The sequence below is a fragment of the Malikia spinosa genome, assembly GCF_002980625.1.
Taxonomy (GTDB): domain Bacteria; phylum Pseudomonadota; class Gammaproteobacteria; order Burkholderiales; family Burkholderiaceae_C; genus Malikia; species Malikia spinosa.
On sequence record NZ_PVLR01000001.1, the window covers coordinates 93968 to 111521 of the forward strand.

Sequence of the window (17554 nt, forward strand, 5' to 3'; positions counted from 1 at the left end):
CCCAGGATCAGAGCGTCAGGCCGCCGTCGACCTCGATCACCGCGCCGGTGATGTAGCTGGCCTCGTCGCTGGCCAGGAAGGCGTAGGCGTTGGCGATTTCCTCGGCCTGGCCCAGGCGCTTGAGCGGCACTTTCTGCGCCAGCTCGTCGAGCACCTTGTCCGGTACCGTGGCGATCATCGGCGTCTTGATGAAGCCCGGTGCGACCGCGTTGACCCGCACGCCCTTGGGGCTGAGTTCGCGGGCCCAGGTCTTGGTGAAACCGATCACGCCGAACTTGGTCGCGGCGTAGTTGGTCTGGCCGAAGTTGCCGTAGAGACCGACCACGCTCGAGGCGTTGAGGATCACGCCGCTGCCCTGCTGCGTCATGGGGCCGGCCACGGCCTGGGCGCAATGGAAGACGCCGCGCAGGTTGACGTCGATCACGCGGTCGAATTGCTCGAGCGTCATCTTCTGCAGCCGCGCGTCCTGGGTGATGCCGGCGTTGTTGACCAGCACGTCGATGCGGCCATGCGCCGCCATTACCTGGGCCACGACCGCATCGACCTGAGCCCGGTTGGTCACGTCCATCACCTGGCCCTCGGCCTGGGCTCCGGCGGCGCGGCAGGCTTGCGCCACCGCGTCGACTTGCTCTTGCTTGAGGTCGCAGGCGATCACGACCGCGCCCTCGCGCGCGAACTTGAGCGCGGTGGCTTCGCCTATGCCCTGGCCGGCGCCGGTGATCAGACAGACTTTTCCTTCGAGCCGCTTCATGCAATCTCCTGCTGGTGGTTGAACTTCCATCATGCCAAAGAACGGCTGGCCTGGTGCAGGCGCCGAGGCGCTTGTTTGACCTCGGTCAAGCAGGGCTGTTGGCGCCGGCTGCCATGGCTCGTGTCCTAGGAGTGTCATACTCGCGACCTCGAAGCAGGGCAGGACTGCGCTTGCCTACCCTAGTTATTTTGCAGAATCATGACTCTTACCGGGCATCGCGCCACCAGCCTGGGTGCCGCCGCCATTGCTTATTCGATTGCGCATGCCTATCACGGCCTGCCTTGGCTGGCGGCTGCGCTGGCCATTCCGGGCGCCACGGCCCCTGACTGGCTCGAGATCGCCTGGTTCAAGAAGGGCATTCGCCACAGCCTCATCCCGCACCGCACCTGGACCCACTGGCTCTTGCTCTGGGGGGCGCTGTTCAGTTGGGCCTTGCAGTCGCTGCAGCAGGACCTCTGGGCCTCGGCCTGGCTGGGTTTTGCGGTCGGTGCGCTGCTCCATCTGGTGATGGACCTGCCCAACCCTTCCGGCATCCGCTTCCTGCATCCGTATCGCCAGCGCGTGACGCTCAACTGGTGGCGCGGCGACCAGATGGTGTGGCCGATGGTATGGTTCAGCTGGCTGGCAGGCGCCCTGTCGCTGCATTGGGTCGGCCTGATCAACCTGCAGCCGCCGCTCCAGCTCCAGGCCTGGCTGTTCCAGGTCTGGGACCTGTCGCTGCAGCGCCTGCGTTCCTGATCCTGCGCCGCTGAGCCGCAGGGCAGGGCCGGGTATTACCCCTGTCCATTTCGTCCACGCCTTGTGCGTCATAGGAGACCTGTCATGAACTTGAACTTCGAGCCGCAAGACCCTCCGCCCCGGCCCGACCGGCTGGTGGTGCTGGGCACCGGCGGCACGATCGCGGGCCGGGCTGCCCAGCGCGACGACCATGTCGGCTACCGCGCCGGCGAGGTCGCGGTGGCTGACCTGCTGGACGGAATTCCAGTGCCGCCAGGCTGGCGTGTGCAGGCCGAGCAGCTGGCGCAGATCGACAGCAAGGACATCGGGCCCGGGGTCTGGCGCCTGTTGCTGGCGCGCGTGCGCGACTTGCTTGGTCAACCCGATGTCGGTGGCCTCGTGATCACGCATGGCACCGACACGCTGGAGGAAACCGCCTACCTGCTGCAGCGCGTGCTGGCGCCGACCAAGCCGGTGGTGCTGACCTGTGCCATGCGCCCGGCCACGGCGCTGGTGCCCGACGGGCCGCAGAACCTGGCCGATGCGCTGGTCGTGGCCGCCGAGCCGGGCGCGCGCGGCGTGGTCGCGGTCTGCGCCGGGCGCATCCACTCCGGGTTGGCGCTGCGCAAGGTCCATCACTACCGGCTCGATGCCTTCGATTCGGGCGATGCCGGGCCGCTGGGACTGGTGGAGCAGGGCGCCTGTGCCCTGTTCCAGCCCTGGCCTGTGGCCGAAGCAGCAGATTGCAGCCGGCGCCCGGTCTGGCTCGATCGCCTGCTGGGTCCGCAGCCCTGGCCGCGCGTCGAATGCCTGTTCAGCCACGGCGCTGCTGATGGCTGGCTGGTGCGCGCGCTGCTGGCGCAGGATGCACTGCAAGGCCATGACCGGCCCGACCGCCTGCAAGGGCTGGTCGTCGCCGGCACCGGCAACGGCACTTTGCATGCGGATTTGCTGGCCGCCTTGCGCGAGGCGCAGGCGGCCAGCTTACGGGTCTGGCGCACGACGCGCTGCGCCTCGGGCCGGGTCTTGTTGGCAGGCTCCAGCCCGGACCCGATACCGCCCGTGGCCCTGCCGCCGGCGCAGGCTCGGCTGGCGCTGCTGCTGGATCTGCTGACCGCCTGAGCTACCGCCCCGTCCCGCCTCTGCTCCTGCTCCTGCTCCTGTCCGGTACAGTCACTTCCCATGAAGCGATACCTCATCATTGGCGCTGGTGCCATCGGCGCCAGCCTGGCCGCGCAGTTCGAGCTCAACGGCATTCCCTATCGGCTGTTCGGCCGCGGCGAGCAGATCCGGCATATCCAGGCCCATGGCATCCGCTATGTCCGGCCCGAAGGGACCCGCAGCATCAGGCTACAGGCCTGTGCCGACCGCAGCGAGCTGGCGCTGACGCAGCATGATCGGCTGATCTTCACGACCAAGACCCAGGACCTGGAGCGGGCCTGCGCCGACTGGGCCTGGTTGCCGGTGCCGGGCGACGGTCCGGCACGCACTGCCTCCGGGCTGCCGGTGCTGACGCCGCAGAACGGCATGGCCGCCGAGCGCATCGCCCTGCGCTGGTTCAGCCAGGTCTATGGCGCCAGCGTCAACACGCCGGCGCGCTATACCGAGCTCGGCCAGATCGTGGTCGGGGGCGACCCCGAGCCGGGGCTGATGGTGGTCGGTCGCTTTCCGCAAGGCGAAGACAAGCTGGCGGCCGAGATCGCCGCCGACCTGTGCCGGGCCGGCTATCTGGCCGAGGCCCAGCCCGACATCCTGCGCTGGAAGGCGGCCAAGCTGATCAACAGCGTCAGGAACAATGCGCTGGATCTGTTCGAGGGCCCGGCCGGGCTGCTGCAGGCCTATGCCGCAGAGCTGGCGCAGGAGGCGATGGCGGTGTTCGGCGCCATGGGCATTGCGCCGGCGCGCGCGCAGGAGCGCCGCCAGCGGGTGTCGCACTGGGGCATTGCGCCTGGCTGCGGCATCGAGCCGGGCCAGCAGTCGACCTGGCAGAGCCTCGCGCGCGGCGCCTCGCACGAGGTCGATTTCCTGAATGGCGAGATCGTGCTGCTCGGGCGCCTGCACGGGGTCGCGACGCCGTTCAACCAGGCGATACAGCAGGCGATCGGCCAGCTGTGCCAGTCGTCCCACAGCGCACCGGGCGGCGCGCACCGGGGCGTCTGCCTGGGCCAGGTCGAGTCGCTGTTTACAGTGGCGCGGGAGCTGGCTGCCAGGACCTGAGGCACGGGCCGCTGCCCGGACTCGGTCGGCCAACCGGCGACACAGGCAGGGTCCTGGCTGGGGCCGGGGCGGGCCGGGTCGGGTGTTACTCGGCGCTGATGTTCTTGTCGCGGATCAGGCCCGAGAGCTGCTTGGCTTCGCTGGCGAGCAGGGCCTTGAAGTCGGCGGTGTCGAGTCCGACCGGCTCCGCGCCCAGCGCGTCGTAGCGCTCCTTGCTCTGCGCCTGTGTCAGCGCCTTGGCGATCTCGCGCGCCATGCGGGCGTTGATCTCGGTCGGCGTGCCGTTGGGCGACCACAGGCCGAACCAGATGTCGAGTTCGGCCTTGAAGCCGAGCTCGCTCAGCGTCGGCACGTTGGGGAAGAATGGCGAACGCCGGGAGCCGGCGACCGCCAGCATATGCGCCTTGCCCGACCTGACATGCGGGAAGGCGATGCCGGGGTCCATCACATAGTCGGCCTGGCCGCCCAGCACATCCTGCAGGGCCGGAGCGGCGCCACGGTAGGGAATGTGCACTGCGAAGATGCCTGCGGCCTGCTTGAACAGTTCAGCCGCCAGATGCGGCGGCGTGCCCGATCCGGCCGAGGCGTAGGACAGCTTGCCCGGGTTCTTGCGTGCGAATTCGACCAGTTCGCGCGCGTCCTTGAACGGTGACTGCGGCTTGACGACCAGGTACATCTGGCTGCGGCCGATGCCGGCGACCGGGGTCAGGTCTTTGGCCGGATTGAGGGTCTGCTTGAACAGGAAGGGGTTGGCAGTCTCGACCGAGGTCGGCGCGACCAGGAAGGTGTAGCCGTCGGGCTGGGCGCGCACGACTTCGCTGGCGGCCACGTTGCTGCTGGCGCCGGGCTTGTTGTCGACCACCACGCTCTGGCCCAGCGATTCGCTGAGCGACTTGGCGACGATGCGCGCCATCACGTCGGTGGTGCCGCCCGCGGCGAAGCCGACCACCAACCGGATCGGCTTGGCGCTGGGCCAGGCGGCAGTCTGGGCTTGCAGAGGGCCGAGCGCACCGAAGGTGCACAGGGCGGCCGCTGCCGCTCCGATGAGGCGGCGGCGCAAGGGCTGGCGTGGGAAGGGCTTCATGTCTTTGTCTCCTGTCATGTTGGTGTCCGTGGCCTGCTGTCCAGGGAGCAGCGGGCGCATCGGCTTTTTTATGCCCGCAGATGCAGCCGGTTGCAGCGTCTGCTGCTGGCGCTGGTGCGGGTCTGGGCATGGTAGGCAGCGCCGCCTGAAAATATCTGCCATTCAGGTAGCAATTCACGCCATCCGCTGCGGGAGGCAGCCGGACCGTTGACCGCCGGCATGTCGGCGGTGCTGGGCGGTGCTTGGCGCGAATTGCAACCAATCTGGCGCATGGCCGGGGCCGGGCTTGCGTAATATTTCAGGCAATTGCCAACCGATTGCCCACCACTACAAGACCAGGAGACAAAGATGCTGCAGATTCCAGGACTCGACTTCATGCTCGGCGAAGACATCGATGCGCTGCGCGACGCGGTGCGCGATTTCGCACAAGCCGAGATCGCACCGCGCGCGGCCGAGATCGACCGAACCGACCAGTTTCCGATGGACCTCTGGCGCAAGATGGGCGAGCTGGGCCTGCTCGGCATCACGGTCAGCGAGGAATATGGTGGCGCCGGTATGGGCTATCTGGCGCACATGATCGCGCTGGAGGAAATCAGCCGCGCCTCGGCCAGCGTCGGCTTGAGCTACGGCGCCCATTCCAACCTCTGCGTGAATCAGATCAAGCGCAACGGCAGCGAGGCACAGAAGCGCCAGTACCTGCCCAAGCTGATCAGCGGCGAGCATGTCGGTGCGCTCGCGATGAGCGAACCCGGCGCTGGCTCGGATGTCGTCAGCATGAAGCTGCGTGCCGAGGACAAGGGCGGCTACTACCTGCTCAACGGCAACAAGATGTGGATCACCAACGGCCCCGACGCCGACACGCTGGTGGTCTATGCCAAGACCGAGCCAGAATTGGGTGCCAAGGGCATCACGGCCTTCATCATCGAGAAGGGCATGAAGGGCTTTTCGGTGGCGCAGAAGCTCGACAAGCTTGGCATGCGCGGCAGTCATACCGGCGAGCTGGTGTTCGACAACGTCGAGGTGCCGGCCTCCCAGATCCTGGGCGGGCTGAACCAGGGCGTCAAGGTGCTGATGAGCGGGCTCGACTACGAGCGCGCCGTGCTCGCGGCCGGCCCGATCGGCATCATGCAGTCGGTGCTGGACAACGTCGTGCCCTATATCCACGACCGCAAGCAGTTCGGCCAGAGCATCGGCGAGTTCCAGCTGGTGCAGGCCAAGGTGGCCGACATGTACACCGTGCTGCAGGCCGGCCGCGCCTTCTGCTACCAGATCGGCAAGAACCTCGACGCCCTCGGCGACGGCCACGCGCGCCATGTGCGCAAGGACTGCGCCAGCGTGATCCTCTGGTGCGCCGAGCAGGCGACCAAGATGGCCGGCGACGGCATCCAGCTCTTTGGCGGCAATGGCTACATCAATGAATACCCGCTCGGGCGGCTCTGGCGCGATGCCAAGCTGTACGAGATCGGCGCGGGAACGAGCGAGATCCGCCGCATGCTGATCGGGCGCGAGCTGTTCGCCGAGACTGCCTGAGCCAACCGGATCGCCCTCAGTCCGGCGGCACGCGCAGCGCAGCGAGCTCGCGCTGCTGCTGGCGGTATTCCGCCGGCGTCTGTCCGGTCCAGCCGCGAAAGGCCCGGATGAAGCTCTTTTCGCTCGTGAAGCCGGTCGCCTCGGCCAGCTGCTTGTTGGGCTTTTGCGTGCGCAGCAGCAGCTCGATCGCGCGCTCGCGCCGCACCGCGTCTTTCAGCGCCTGCAGCGAGCTGCCGAGCTCGTGCAGCTGGCGGTGCAGCGTGCGTGGCGAGACATGCAGCAGCGCCGCCAGTCCCTCGGCGTTGTGCGCGTCCTGTGGCCGGCTGCGCAGCAACTGGCGCACGCGCTCGAGCAGCAGCCGGTCGCGCCGGTAGGACTGCACCATCAGCGGCAGCGCATTCTTTAGCAGCTGATTCATGGCGGCTTCGTCGCGCCGCAGCGGCAAGTCCAGATAGCGCGCATCGAAGCGCAGTGCGGTCTGCGCCGCCGAAAACTGCACCGGCCCCGGGAACAGCACCGCGTAGCTGTCGCGATGCGGTGGCGCCGCGAAGCTGAAGCTCGCCCCCAGCAGCGGGATGCGCGAGTCGCTGTACCAGCAGGCCAGGCCGTGGATGTTGCGCAACACCGAAACATGGCAGAACTCGCGCGTCGGCAGCGGGGGGCGCGGGTCGGCCAGGGTGATTTCAGCCACCCCGTCGGCCTCGGTCACTTTCAGTTCGATGTCGTCGGCCAGCAGCCCGTGGTGGCGGCACCAGCGTTTGAGCGCCCGCCGCAGCGTCGGCGCGCCCAGCGAGGCGCGCGCCAGCATGCCGTAGCTGCCCCAGGGCAGGCGACGAGCAAACCAGCCCAGTGCCTCGTCGTCGAGCTCGCGCATCGCATGGCCCGACAGGCGCTCCATCTGCAGCGCGCTGATGCGCGCTTGCGGGTCATCGATACGCTCTGGCGGGATTTGTGCCGCCGCCCAGGCTCCGGCCGGATCGAGTCCACGCCTGGCATAGGCGCAGGCAATGGCCTGGACGAAGGCCATTGGCGTCACGGCCTGGCCGGCCTGCCGGGCGTTGACTGGCTGCTGCTGGCCGCCGTCCGGCGGGCGGGGGGAGGCGCTGATGAGGGGCATCTGAAGGGCGCACCTTGATGGCATGAATTGCAACCATTGTGGCACACGCCAGCCGCTGCGCGTCCCTACCATGGCGGCATAAGAACCATCAGTGACAGCAGGAGACCAGCATGCAGCAAGACAACCTTACCGCGGATCAACCCTTGGCCCTGGCACAGGGCGCCACCGACCAGCCCCTGATCGAGCAGACCATCGGCGCCTGTTTCGATGCCATGGTGGCGCGCCAGCCCGAGCACGAGGCGCTGGTCAGCGTGCACCAGGGCCGACGCTACAGCTATCGGCAATTGCAGCAGGCCGCGCGCCAGCTCGCCAGCGCCTTGCTCGGGCTGGGCCTGGAGCCGGGCGACCGGGTCGGCATCTGGTCGCACAACAATGCCGAATGGGTGTTGCTGCAGCTGGCCACGGCCCAGGTCGGCCTGGTGCTGGTCAACATCAACCCGGCCTATCGCACGGCCGAGGTCGAATACGCGCTCAACAAGGTTGGCTGCCGCGCGCTGGTGACCATGAGCCGCTTCAAGAGCAGCGACTATCTGGCCATGCTGCAGCAGCTGGCGCCGGAATGGGCCCATGGCCAGCCCGGCGCGCTCGAGTCGGGTCAGCTGCCGCATTTGCGCAGCGTGGTCTGGATCGATGTGCCCGGCCAGGGCGAGGAAGTACCGGGCCTGCTGCGCTTTTCCGAGCTGATGACGCGCGGGCGCTCGGACGACGCGCGAATCGACCGCATCGCCGCCACGCTGAATCCCGATGATGCGATCAACATCCAGTTCACCAGCGGCACCACCGGCTTCCCCAAGGGCGCGACGCTGACGCACCGCAACATCCTGAACAACGGCTTCTTCATCGGCGAGGCGATGCGCCTGAACCCGGCTGATCGGCTCTGCATCCCGGTGCCGCTGTATCACTGCTTCGGCATGGTGCTGGGCAACCTGGCCTGCCTGACGCATGGCTCGACCATCGTCTATCCGAACGACGCCTTCGATCCGCTGACCGTGCTGCAGAGCGTGCAGGACGAACGCTGCACCGGCCTGCACGGCGTGCCGACCATGTTCATCGCCGAGCTGGACCACCCGCGCTTTGCCGAGTTCGACCTCTCGACCCTGCGCACCGGCATCATGGCCGGCTCGCCCTGTCCGATCGAGGTCATGAAGCGGGTCGTCAGCGACATGCACCTGGACCAGATCACGATCGCCTACGGCATGACCGAGACCAGTCCGGTCAGCTGCCAGAGCCGCACCGACACGCCGCTGGACAAGCGGGTCTCGACCGTCGGCCAGGTCCAGCCCCACCTCGAGGTCAGGATCGCCGACCCCGAGACCGGCGCCACGCTGGCGCGCGGCCAGGCCGGCGAGCTCTGCACCCGTGGCTATTCGGTCATGCAGGGCTACTGGGGCGACGAGGCCAAGACGCGCGAGGCGATCGATGCCGCGGGCTGGATGCACACCGGCGACCTCGCGACCATGGATGAGCAGGGCTACATCAACATCGTCGGCCGCATCAAGGATATGGTGATCCGCGGCGGCGAGAACATCTACCCGCGCGAGATCGAGGAGTTCCTCTACCGCCTGCCACAGGTGCAGGACGTGCAGGTGGTCGGCGTGCCCGACGAGCGCTTCGGCGAGGAGCTGTGCGCCTGGGTGGTGCTCAAGCCGGGCCAGAGCCTGTCCGAGGACGAGCTGCGCGAGTTCTGCCGCGGCCGCATTGCCCACTACAAGATTCCGCGCCATATCCGCTTCGTCGAGGGCTTCCCGATGACGGTGACCGGCAAGATCCAGAAGTTCAAGATCCGCGAAGCGATGAAGGCCCAGCTCGGCCTGCAGGAAGCCAGGACGGCTTGACGCTGACCTGAAAGCCGTCCCCTTCACGATCCGACACAGAAAGCCCCCCAGATGAGCACACTCGGCACCCAACTCAATCCGCGCAGCGCGGACTTCCAGGCCAATGCCGCCGCGATGCGCGCGCTGGTCGATGACCTGCGAGAGCGCATCGAACAGATCGCGCAGGGCGGCGGCGACGCCGCGCGCGCCAAGCACCTGGCGCGTGGCAAGCTGCTGCCGCGCGAGCGCGTGCAGATGCTGCTCGACCCCGGCACGCCCTTCCTTGAACTCGCGCCGCTGGCCGCGCTCAATATGTACGGCAACGAGGCGCCTGGCGCCGGCCTCATCGCCGGTATCGGCCGCGTCGCCGGCATCGACTGCCTAGTGGTCTGCAACGATGCCACGGTCAAGGGCGGCACCTATTACCCGCTGACGGTCAAGAAGCACTTGCGCGCGCAGGAGATCGCCGAGCAGAACCGACTGCCCTGCATCTACCTGGTCGACTCGGGCGGCGCCAACCTGCCGAACCAGGACGAGGTGTTCCCGGACCGCGACCACTTCGGCCGCATCTTCTACAACCAGGCCAATATGAGCGCGCAGGGCATCGCGCAGATCGCGGTCGTCATGGGCAGCTGCACCGCGGGCGGCGCCTATGTGCCGGCGATGAGCGACGAGACCATCATCGTCAAGAACCAGGGCACGATCTTCCTGGGCGGTCCGCCGCTGGTCAAGGCCGCCACCGGCGAGGAGGTCAGCGCCGAGGACCTCGGCGGCGGCGACGTCCATACCCGACTGAGCGGTGTGGCTGACCATCTGGCGCAGAACGATCTGCATGCGCTGAAACTCGCGCGCGAGGCGGTGGGCCACCTGAATCGGGCCAAGCAGTCCGAGATCCCGCTGCGCGAGCCACGCGCGCCGCTGTTCCCGGCCGACGAGCTCTACGGCGTGATCCCGACCGACACCCGCAAGCCCTTCGACGTGCGCGAGATCATCGCGCGCCTGGTCGACGGCTCCGAGCTGCACGAGTTCAAGCCGCGCTTTGGCACCACGCTGGTGTGCGGCTTTGCGCATATCGAGGGCATGGCGGTCGGCATCATCGCCAACAACGGCATCCTGTTCTCGGAGTCGGCCTTGAAGGGCGCGCATTTCATCGAGCTGTGCTGCCAGCGCAAGATCCCGCTGGTGTTCCTGCAGAACATCACCGGCTTCATGGTCGGGCGCAAGTACGAGAACGAGGGCATCGCGCGCAACGGCGCCAAGATGGTGACTGCGGTCGCGACCGCGCAGGTGCCCAAGTTCACCGTCATCATCGGCGGCAGCTTTGGTGCCGGCAACTACGGCATGTGTGGTCGTGCCTACTCGCCGCGCTTCCTCTGGATGTGGCCCAACGCGCGCATCAGCGTGATGGGCGGCGAGCAGGCCGCCAGCGTGCTGGCGACCGTGCGGCGCGATGGCATCGAGGCCAAGGGCAAGCAGTGGAGCGCCGAGGAAGAGGAAGCCTTCAAGGCACCGATCCGCCAGCAGTACGAGCAGCAGGGCCACCCCTACTACGCCAGCGCCCGGCTCTGGGACGACGGCGTGATCGACCCGGCCGACACGCGCCGCGTGCTGGCGCTGGGCCTGTCGGCCAGCCTGAACGCGCCGATCCCCGAGACCAAGTTCGGCATCTTCCGCATGTGAGGCCGTGATGAGCAATCTGAACATCAAGGTCGAGGCGCAACGCGCCACCCTCACGCTGACCCGGCCCGAACTGCGCAACGCCTTCAATGACGAAGTGATTGCCGAACTCACCCAGGCCTTCACCGAGCTCGGGGCCCGCGAGGACGTGCGCGCCATCGTGCTGGCTGCCGAGGGACCGGCCTTCTGCGCCGGCGCTGACCTGAACTGGATGCGCCGCATGGCCGACTATGACCGCGAGCAGAACCTGGCCGACGCGGCGCGCCTGGCCGAGATGCTGCGCGTGATCCACCACTGCCCGAAGCCGGTCGTGGCGCGCGTGCAGGGCGATGTCTACGCCGGCGGCATGGGACTGGTGGCCTGCTGCGACATTGCGCTCAGCATCGATTCCGCGCATTACTGCCTGAGCGAGACCCGGCTCGGGCTGGTGCCAGCCACCATCAGCCCCTATGTGATGCGTGCCATGGGGCCGCGCGCCGCCCAGCGCTACTGCCTGAGCGCCGAGCGCTTCGATGCCGCCGAAGCGCTGCGCATCGGCTTCGTGCACGAGGTGGTGCCGGCCGATCAGCTCGATGAGCGGATCGATGCGGTCGCCCAGGCGCTGATCCATGCGAGCCCGGCCGCGGTGCGTGCCTGCAAGCGCCTGCTGCAGGATGTCGCGCAGCGCGAGATCGACGCCGCGCTGATCGCCCAGACGGTCGAGGCCATTGCCGACATCCGCTCCAGCACCGAGGGCAGGGAGGGCGTGCAGTCCTTCCTGCAAAAACGTCAGCCAGCCTGGCTGGCCTGAGGAAACAAGCCATGTTCAAGAAAATCCTGATTGCCAACCGTGGCGAAATCGCCTGCCGCGTTGCTGCTACCGCGCATCGCCTCGGCATCAAGACCGTCGCGGTCTATTCGGACGCCGATGCCGGCGCCAAGCATGTCGCGGCCTGCGACGAGGCGGTGCACATCGGCGGTAGCTCGCCCAAGGACAGCTATCTGCGCTGGCAGGCCATCCTGGCAGCGGCCAAGGCGACCGGCGCGCAGGCGATCCACCCCGGCTACGGCTTTTTGAGCGAGAACGAGGAATTCGCCCAGGCCTGCGCCGATGCCGGGCTGGTTTTCATCGGCCCGCCGCCCTCTGCGATCAAGGACATGGGCCTGAAGGCCGAGTCCAAGCAGCTGATGGAGCGCGCCGGCGTGCCGCTGGTGCCCGGCTACCACGGCGCCAACCAGGACCCCGCACTGCTGCAGGCTGAGGCCGACCGCATCGGTTATCCGGTGCTGATCAAGGCCAGTGCGGGCGGCGGCGGCAAGGGCATGCGCGCAGTGGACCGCAGCGAGGACTTCGCCGCTGCGCTGGCCTCCTGCCAGCGCGAGGCGCGCAACAGCTTTGGCGACGACGCGGTGCTGATCGAGAAATATGTCCAGCGCCCGCGCCACATCGAGATCCAGGTCTTTGGCGATACGCACGGCAACATCGTCTACCTGTTCGAGCGCGACTGCTCGGTGCAGCGCCGGCACCAGAAGGTGCTCGAAGAAGCGCCGGCGCCCGGGCTGACGCCTGAGCTGCGCGCGCAGATGGGCCTGGCGGCGGTCGCGGCCGCGCGCGCGGTGAATTACGTCGGTGCCGGCACGGTCGAGTTCATCGTCGAGCAGCGCGCCGGCGGCGACATGAATTTCTTCTTCATGGAGATGAACACAAGGCTGCAGGTCGAGCACCCGGTGACCGAGGCCATCACCGGGCTCGATCTGGTCGAGTGGCAGCTGCGCGTGGCCGCCGGCGAGCCGCTGCCCTTGCGCCAGGACCAGCTGCAGATCAAGGGCCACGCGATCGAGGCCCGCATCTGCGCCGAAAACCCCGAACGCCAGTTCCTGCCCGCCACCGGCCGGCTCGACCACTACCGCAAGCCCGCGCACGACAGCTTCCAGATTGCCCCGCTGCGCTTCGACGACGGCGTGCGCGAGGGTGACGCAATCAGCCCCTTCTATGACTCGATGGTGGCCAAGCTGATCGTGCATGGCGACACGCGCGAGCAGGCGCTGGCCCGGCTTGACGACGCCCTGGCCCAGACCCATATCGTCGGCCTGGCGACCAATGTCCAGTTCCTGCGCCGCGTCTTGCGCAGCCCCTCATTCGCTGGCGCCGACCTCGACACCGCGCTGATCGAGCGCGAGCGCGCCGTGTTGTTCGGCCGAGACGAGGTCGGCCTGCCGCTGGCCATTGCTGCCGCCGTGGCGCAGACCTTGCTGGCCGAGCGCGCCGCCGAAGGCGCTGACCCGTTCAGCAGGACCGACGGCTGGCGCAGCCACGGTGTTTTCGCGCGCCGCTTCGCTTTCGACTACCTCGGCGAGCGCGTGGCCGCCACGCTGTCCTATCACCGCGATGCTGATCTACAGCTGACCGTGGGCGAGGGCGCGGCAGCTGTGGTGGGACCGTTGCAATTCGTGCCGCGCCAGGACAGCGACTGGGCGCTCGACATCCGCTTTGGCACGCAGCGCAGCCTGGCCACCGTCTACCTCGATGGCGAACGGGTCGAGGTCTTCACGCCGCAGGGCGCTGCCCAGCTGGTCGAGATCGACCTGCTGGCGCATGCCGGCGACAGCGGCGCCGAGGCCGGGCGCCTGACCGCGCCGATGCCCGGTAAGATGGTCGCCTTCCTGGTTGCGGCCGGCGAGCGCGTCGCCCAGGGCCAGCCGCTCGCTGTCATGGAAGCCATGAAGATGGAGCACACCATCGCCGCGCCCGCCGCTGGCGTGGTGACCGAGCTGCTGTACGCGGTCGGCGACCAGGTCGGCGATGGCGCCGAACTGCTCAAGCTCGAACTCGAGCTGGCACCGGCCTGAAACCGCACAGGAGTCCGCATGAGCATCCACTACCCCTTGAGCGTCCGGCTGGTCGAGGTCGGCCCGCGCGACGGCTTGCAGAACGAGAAGCAGCCGCTGCCGGCCGCGGTCAAGATCGAACTGGTGCAGCGCCTGCAGGCTGCCGGCCTGCGCGAGATCGAGGTCACGAGCTATGTCAGCCCGAAATGGGTGCCGCAGATGGCCGACAACCACCAGGTCATGAGCGGCATCCAGCGGCGCGCCGGCGTGCGCTATTCGGTGCTGACGCCCAACCTCAAGGGCTTCGAGGCCGCACTGGCCGACCGGCCCGACGAGATCGTGGTCTTCGGCGCCGCCAGCGAGGCCTTCAGCCAGAAGAACATCAACTGCAGCATCGCCGAAAGCATGGAGCGCTTCGCGCCCGTCGTGCAGGCCGCGCTGGCTGCCGGCATCCAGGTGCGCGGCGCCATGAGCTGCACGGTCGGTTGTCCCTACGAGGGCGAGATCGCCCCTCAGCGGGTCGAAATGCTGGCCAGGTTGATGAAGGGTATCGGTGTGCAGCGGGTCGATGTCGCCGACACCATCGGCGTCGGCACGCCACTCAAGGTGCAGCGCGCGATCGAGGCCACGCTCAAGGTCTACGAGCTCGACCAGGTCAGCGGCCATTTCCATGACACCTATGGACAGGCCCTGAGCAACACGCTGGCCGCGCTGCAGCTGGGGGTCTGGAACTTCCAGTCATCGGTCGCCGGGTTGGGCGGCTGCCCCTATGCCAAGGGCGCGACCGGCAACGTCGCGACCGAGGACCTGGTCTACCTGCTGCACGGCATGGGAATCGAGACCGGCATCGATCTCGAGGCACTGGTCGATGCGGGCGCCTTCATCAGCGCGGCGCTGGGCCTGCCGACCGGTTCGCGCGTGGCGCGGGCCTTGCTGGCCCGGCAGAGCTGATCAGCCTAGCCGGGCAAGGAGGCACCGGTCATTGCCGTGGCTTCTTCTGACGGTACATGCGGCCAACGTCTGATGGGAATACCCGGTGGGTTGCCGGGTATTCGAGTTTGTCAATCGTTGACCTTTGCCGAATAGCTCACAGGATCACATCCGCACTCGCCAGGGTGGTCACGCCGGTTAGCAGGATTTCGAACTCTGCATCGAGGTCCGTATCGGTGTTGAGGTAGACGATGCCGTTACCCTTGCCGTCAGCGGCAAATCTTGCTTGACCCGTCGTCGTCGTGAAGCCCGTCACCCAGCTGAATGCCTGATCAGCCGCCAGCGCCGCGTTCGCATCAATCAGCGACAGGTCCAGCTTGTCGCCTTCGGCGCTCTTGAAGTCGGTGATGACGTCGTGCTGGCCCGCGCCCAGCCCCAGATCGTTCAGCCCTGTGAATACGAACTTGTCGCTGCCGGCTCCTCCCGTGAGCGTGTCGGCACCGCCGTGACCCAGCAGGGTGTTGGCCTTCGCGTCGCCCACGATCATGTCGCTGAATGCCGAGCCGCGGATGCCCTCGATGTTGAGCAGCGTGTCGCTTGTGCCATGGCCGTCGTCCGCGCTGCCCGCCGCCAGGTTCACGTTGATGCTGCCAGGCGTGCTCAGGTAGTCGGCAAAGTCCATGCCGCCGCGTCCGTCGATCACATCGTCGCCCGCGCGGCCCTCGAAGAACTCGAAATAGCCGTCGCTCGCATAGCTGTCCCGGTTGCTGCCGCGCAGCAGGTCATCGAAGTCCGAGCCGCGAATGCCCTCGATGTTCCTGAGGATGTCGATCCAGCCCAGGCCATCGCTGACAACGCCGGTTACGGTGCCCGCAGCATCCATCTTCAGGGTGGCCACGATGCCTGAGACCGCGATGGTGTAGTCTGCGCGGTCGAAACCGACACCACCGTCGATAGTGTCATCGCCGAACCCGCCCTGGAAGACTTCCTTCTTGAGTTGGTCCGCCTGGTAGTTCGCCCCGTTGGCCGTGTTGCCGCCTGTCAGGGTGTCGTTGAAATTGGAGCCGAATACCCCCTCGATGTTGAGCAACTTGTCCGTGCCGACGTTGTATCCCGTGGCGATGCCGGTGACCAGGTTCACATTGACGCCGATGCCGCTGTCGACTTCGCCGCCATTGAAGTAGCGTGCGATGTCAAAGCCGCCGCGGCCGTCGATGACGTCATCGCCGCGGCCCCCTTCAAAGCCCTCCGCCAGCGTCGTGGTGTCGCTGCCGTAGAGCGTGTCGTTGTAGGACGAGCCCAAGACCTGGGTGATGTTGCTCAGCTGGTCGTTGCCGCCGCCTCCGCTGGCCGTGCCCGCCTTGAGGTCCACCGTCACGGAGCCCACTGCCGAACCGTAAGCGGCGCGGTTGTTGTTGGCATGGGTGACTGGATCAACCGCGCCGCCGTCTATGGTGTCGTCGCCCAGTCCGGCGTCGAAGACTTCGAGGATCATGGCGCTGCTGCCCAGCAGCCGGTCGTTGCCGGCGCCCGTGGTGACGCGGTTGATATTGGCCACGGTGTCGACCCCGACGCTGCCATCGCTCGACGTCACCCGGCCCACGCCGATGCTGCCGTCGCCCGTGATGCCGCGCAGATCAACCGTCAGGTCGGCACTGCCTTCGTAGCGGATGCCATTGTTGTCGGAGTTGTTGGCGCGATCGGTCACGATGCCGCCGTCGATCGAGTCGTCGCCCGCCTCGATGGCGAACCAGTCCGCACCCGCACCGCCGAGCAGGGTGTCGTTGCCCGCTCCGCCGCTGATCCAGTCGTTGTAGGCGACGCTGATGTTGAAGGGTGCCGATGCTCCAGCATCAATGTAGTCATTGCCATCACCGCCAAGGAGGATGTCCCGGCCTTCGCCGCCATAGATGGTGTCGTTGCCCGCGCTGCCGTTGATCGTGTCCAGACCCGAGCCGCCCTGGTAGAGGCCGCCGACCAGCGCCGTCGGGGTGCTGGTGATGCTTTCCTGCGTGCCCTGCAGATCCTGGTAGCTGGTCACCACGCTGATCGCGTGGCCGGCAGCGGCCTGTGTCAGCGTCACGGTCTTGGCTGTCGCGCCGGCAATCGCCACACTATCGGCCAGCCACTGGTACGTCACGCCCGTGGTCGGCACGCCATCAACATCCACCACCGTCGCTGTCAGCACCTGGCCTTGCGTGGCCTTGCCGCTGACCGTGACCGTACCCACGTCGTTGACGTTGACCACCTTGGTCGTCGCACTGCTGATCCGGCTCTCTGCCGTGCCCAGCAAGTCGGTGTAGCCGGCCTTGACACTGATCGCCTTGCCCACCTGCGCCTGGCCCAGCGTCAAGGTCTTGGCCGTCGCGCCGGCGATCGTCACCCCATCGGCCAGCCACTGGTAGGTCACGCCCGTTGTCGGCAGGCCGTCGGCATCCGCCACCGTCGCCGTCAGCACCTGACTTTGCGTAGCCGTGCCGCTGACTGTGACCGTGCCCGCGTCGTTGACGTTGGCCACCTTGGCCGTCGTGCTGCTGGTCCGGCTCTCTGCCGTACCCTTGCCATCGATGTAGCTGGCCTTGACACTAAGGATCTTGCCTACCTGTGCCTGGCCTAGCGTCAAGGTCTTGGCCGTCGCGCCGGCAATCGCTACCCCATCGGCCAGCCACTGATAGGCAATCGTGCCCAGGCCATCCACATCAGCCAGGGTGTTCGAAGCGGTCAGGATCTGGCCCTGCTTGGCAGTGCCGCTGAGGGTGACCGACCCCGTCAGTGCGTCGTTGACCGCCGCGACGTTGAGCGCCATCGTGTACGCGCTGGCCGAGCTCAGGCTGCCGTCGCTGACCTTGAAGCCAAAGCTCGCGTAGCCCGCCCCGTTGCCGTTGGCCAGCGGGGTGTAGGTCAGCTTG

Annotated in this window: 13 protein-coding genes; 9 read left to right on the top strand and 4 right to left on the bottom strand. The window is 67.4% G+C overall.

What is annotated here, in order from left to right; all coding sequences use genetic code 11:
- Positions 1 to 7 precede the first annotated feature (7 nt).
- On the bottom strand, positions 8 to 751 hold the full coding sequence (fabG, locus tag C6P61_RS00425) for a 3-oxoacyl-[acyl-carrier-protein] reductase (protein ID WP_105727951.1): 744 nt from the start codon (positions 749 to 751) through the stop codon (positions 8 to 10).
- Positions 752 to 949: 198 nt separating this feature from the next.
- Between fabG and C6P61_RS00430 the strand changes: the two genes are divergently transcribed.
- From C6P61_RS00430 to C6P61_RS00440, 3 genes are all read left to right on the top strand, one after another.
- Positions 950 to 1489, top strand: coding sequence for a metal-dependent hydrolase (locus C6P61_RS00430; protein ID WP_105727952.1), 540 nt, complete (start codon positions 950 to 952; stop codon positions 1487 to 1489).
- Between the two features lie 84 nt (positions 1490 to 1573).
- Positions 1574 to 2590 (top strand): asparaginase, encoded by a 1017-nt coding sequence (locus C6P61_RS00435; protein ID WP_105727953.1) that lies wholly within the window; start codon positions 1574 to 1576, stop codon positions 2588 to 2590.
- Positions 2591 to 2650: 60 nt separating this feature from the next.
- Positions 2651 to 3685 (top strand): ketopantoate reductase family protein, encoded by a 1035-nt coding sequence (locus tag C6P61_RS00440; RefSeq protein WP_105727954.1) that lies wholly within the window; start codon positions 2651 to 2653, stop codon positions 3683 to 3685.
- Positions 3686 to 3770: 85 nt separating this feature from the next.
- On the opposite strand, the gene C6P61_RS00445 is transcribed toward C6P61_RS00440, so the two are convergent.
- Positions 3771 to 4769, bottom strand: coding sequence for a Bug family tripartite tricarboxylate transporter substrate binding protein (locus C6P61_RS00445; protein WP_105727955.1), 999 nt, complete (start codon positions 4767 to 4769; stop codon positions 3771 to 3773).
- A gap of 348 nt (positions 4770 to 5117) precedes the next feature.
- Here C6P61_RS00445 and C6P61_RS00455 point away from each other — a divergent pair, with 348 nt between their 5' ends.
- The gene (locus C6P61_RS00455; protein ID WP_105727957.1) at positions 5118 to 6299 is read left to right on the top strand and encodes an isovaleryl-CoA dehydrogenase; all 1182 of its coding nucleotides are present in this window, start codon (positions 5118 to 5120) and stop codon (positions 6297 to 6299) included.
- A 16-nt stretch (positions 6300 to 6315) separates the two neighbouring features.
- Here the strand turns inward: C6P61_RS00455 and C6P61_RS00460 are convergent, their stop codons facing one another.
- Positions 6316 to 7416: an AraC family transcriptional regulator gene (locus tag C6P61_RS00460; protein ID WP_105727958.1), complete on the bottom strand. Its 1101-nt coding sequence runs from the start codon at positions 7414 to 7416 to the stop codon at positions 6316 to 6318.
- A gap of 110 nt (positions 7417 to 7526) precedes the next feature.
- Between C6P61_RS00460 and C6P61_RS00465 the strand changes: the two genes are divergently transcribed.
- The 5 genes from C6P61_RS00465 to C6P61_RS00485 are packed head-to-tail and all read left to right on the top strand — an operon-like array spanning position 7527 to position 14666.
- On the top strand, positions 7527 to 9251 hold the full coding sequence (locus C6P61_RS00465) for an AMP-binding protein (RefSeq protein WP_105727959.1): 1725 nt from the start codon (positions 7527 to 7529) through the stop codon (positions 9249 to 9251).
- Positions 9252 to 9302: 51 nt separating this feature from the next.
- A complete protein-coding gene (locus tag C6P61_RS00470) occupies positions 9303 to 10910 on the top strand; it encodes a carboxyl transferase domain-containing protein (RefSeq protein ID WP_105727960.1) in 1608 nt (535 codons plus the stop codon).
- A 7-nt stretch (positions 10911 to 10917) separates the two neighbouring features.
- The gene (locus tag C6P61_RS00475) at positions 10918 to 11697 is read left to right on the top strand and encodes an enoyl-CoA hydratase/isomerase family protein (RefSeq protein WP_105727961.1); all 780 of its coding nucleotides are present in this window, start codon (positions 10918 to 10920) and stop codon (positions 11695 to 11697) included.
- A gap of 11 nt (positions 11698 to 11708) precedes the next feature.
- A complete protein-coding gene (locus C6P61_RS00480) occupies positions 11709 to 13736 on the top strand; it encodes an acetyl/propionyl/methylcrotonyl-CoA carboxylase subunit alpha (protein ID WP_105727962.1) in 2028 nt (675 codons plus the stop codon).
- Between the two features lie 18 nt (positions 13737 to 13754).
- Positions 13755 to 14666: a hydroxymethylglutaryl-CoA lyase gene (locus tag C6P61_RS00485; RefSeq protein WP_105727963.1), complete on the top strand. Its 912-nt coding sequence runs from the start codon at positions 13755 to 13757 to the stop codon at positions 14664 to 14666.
- 136 nt (positions 14667 to 14802) lie between these two features.
- Here the strand turns inward: C6P61_RS00485 and C6P61_RS00490 are convergent.
- The coding region (locus C6P61_RS00490) for a beta strand repeat-containing protein (RefSeq protein ID WP_146114941.1) at positions 14803 to 17554 on the bottom strand (2752 nt) is incomplete at its 5' end.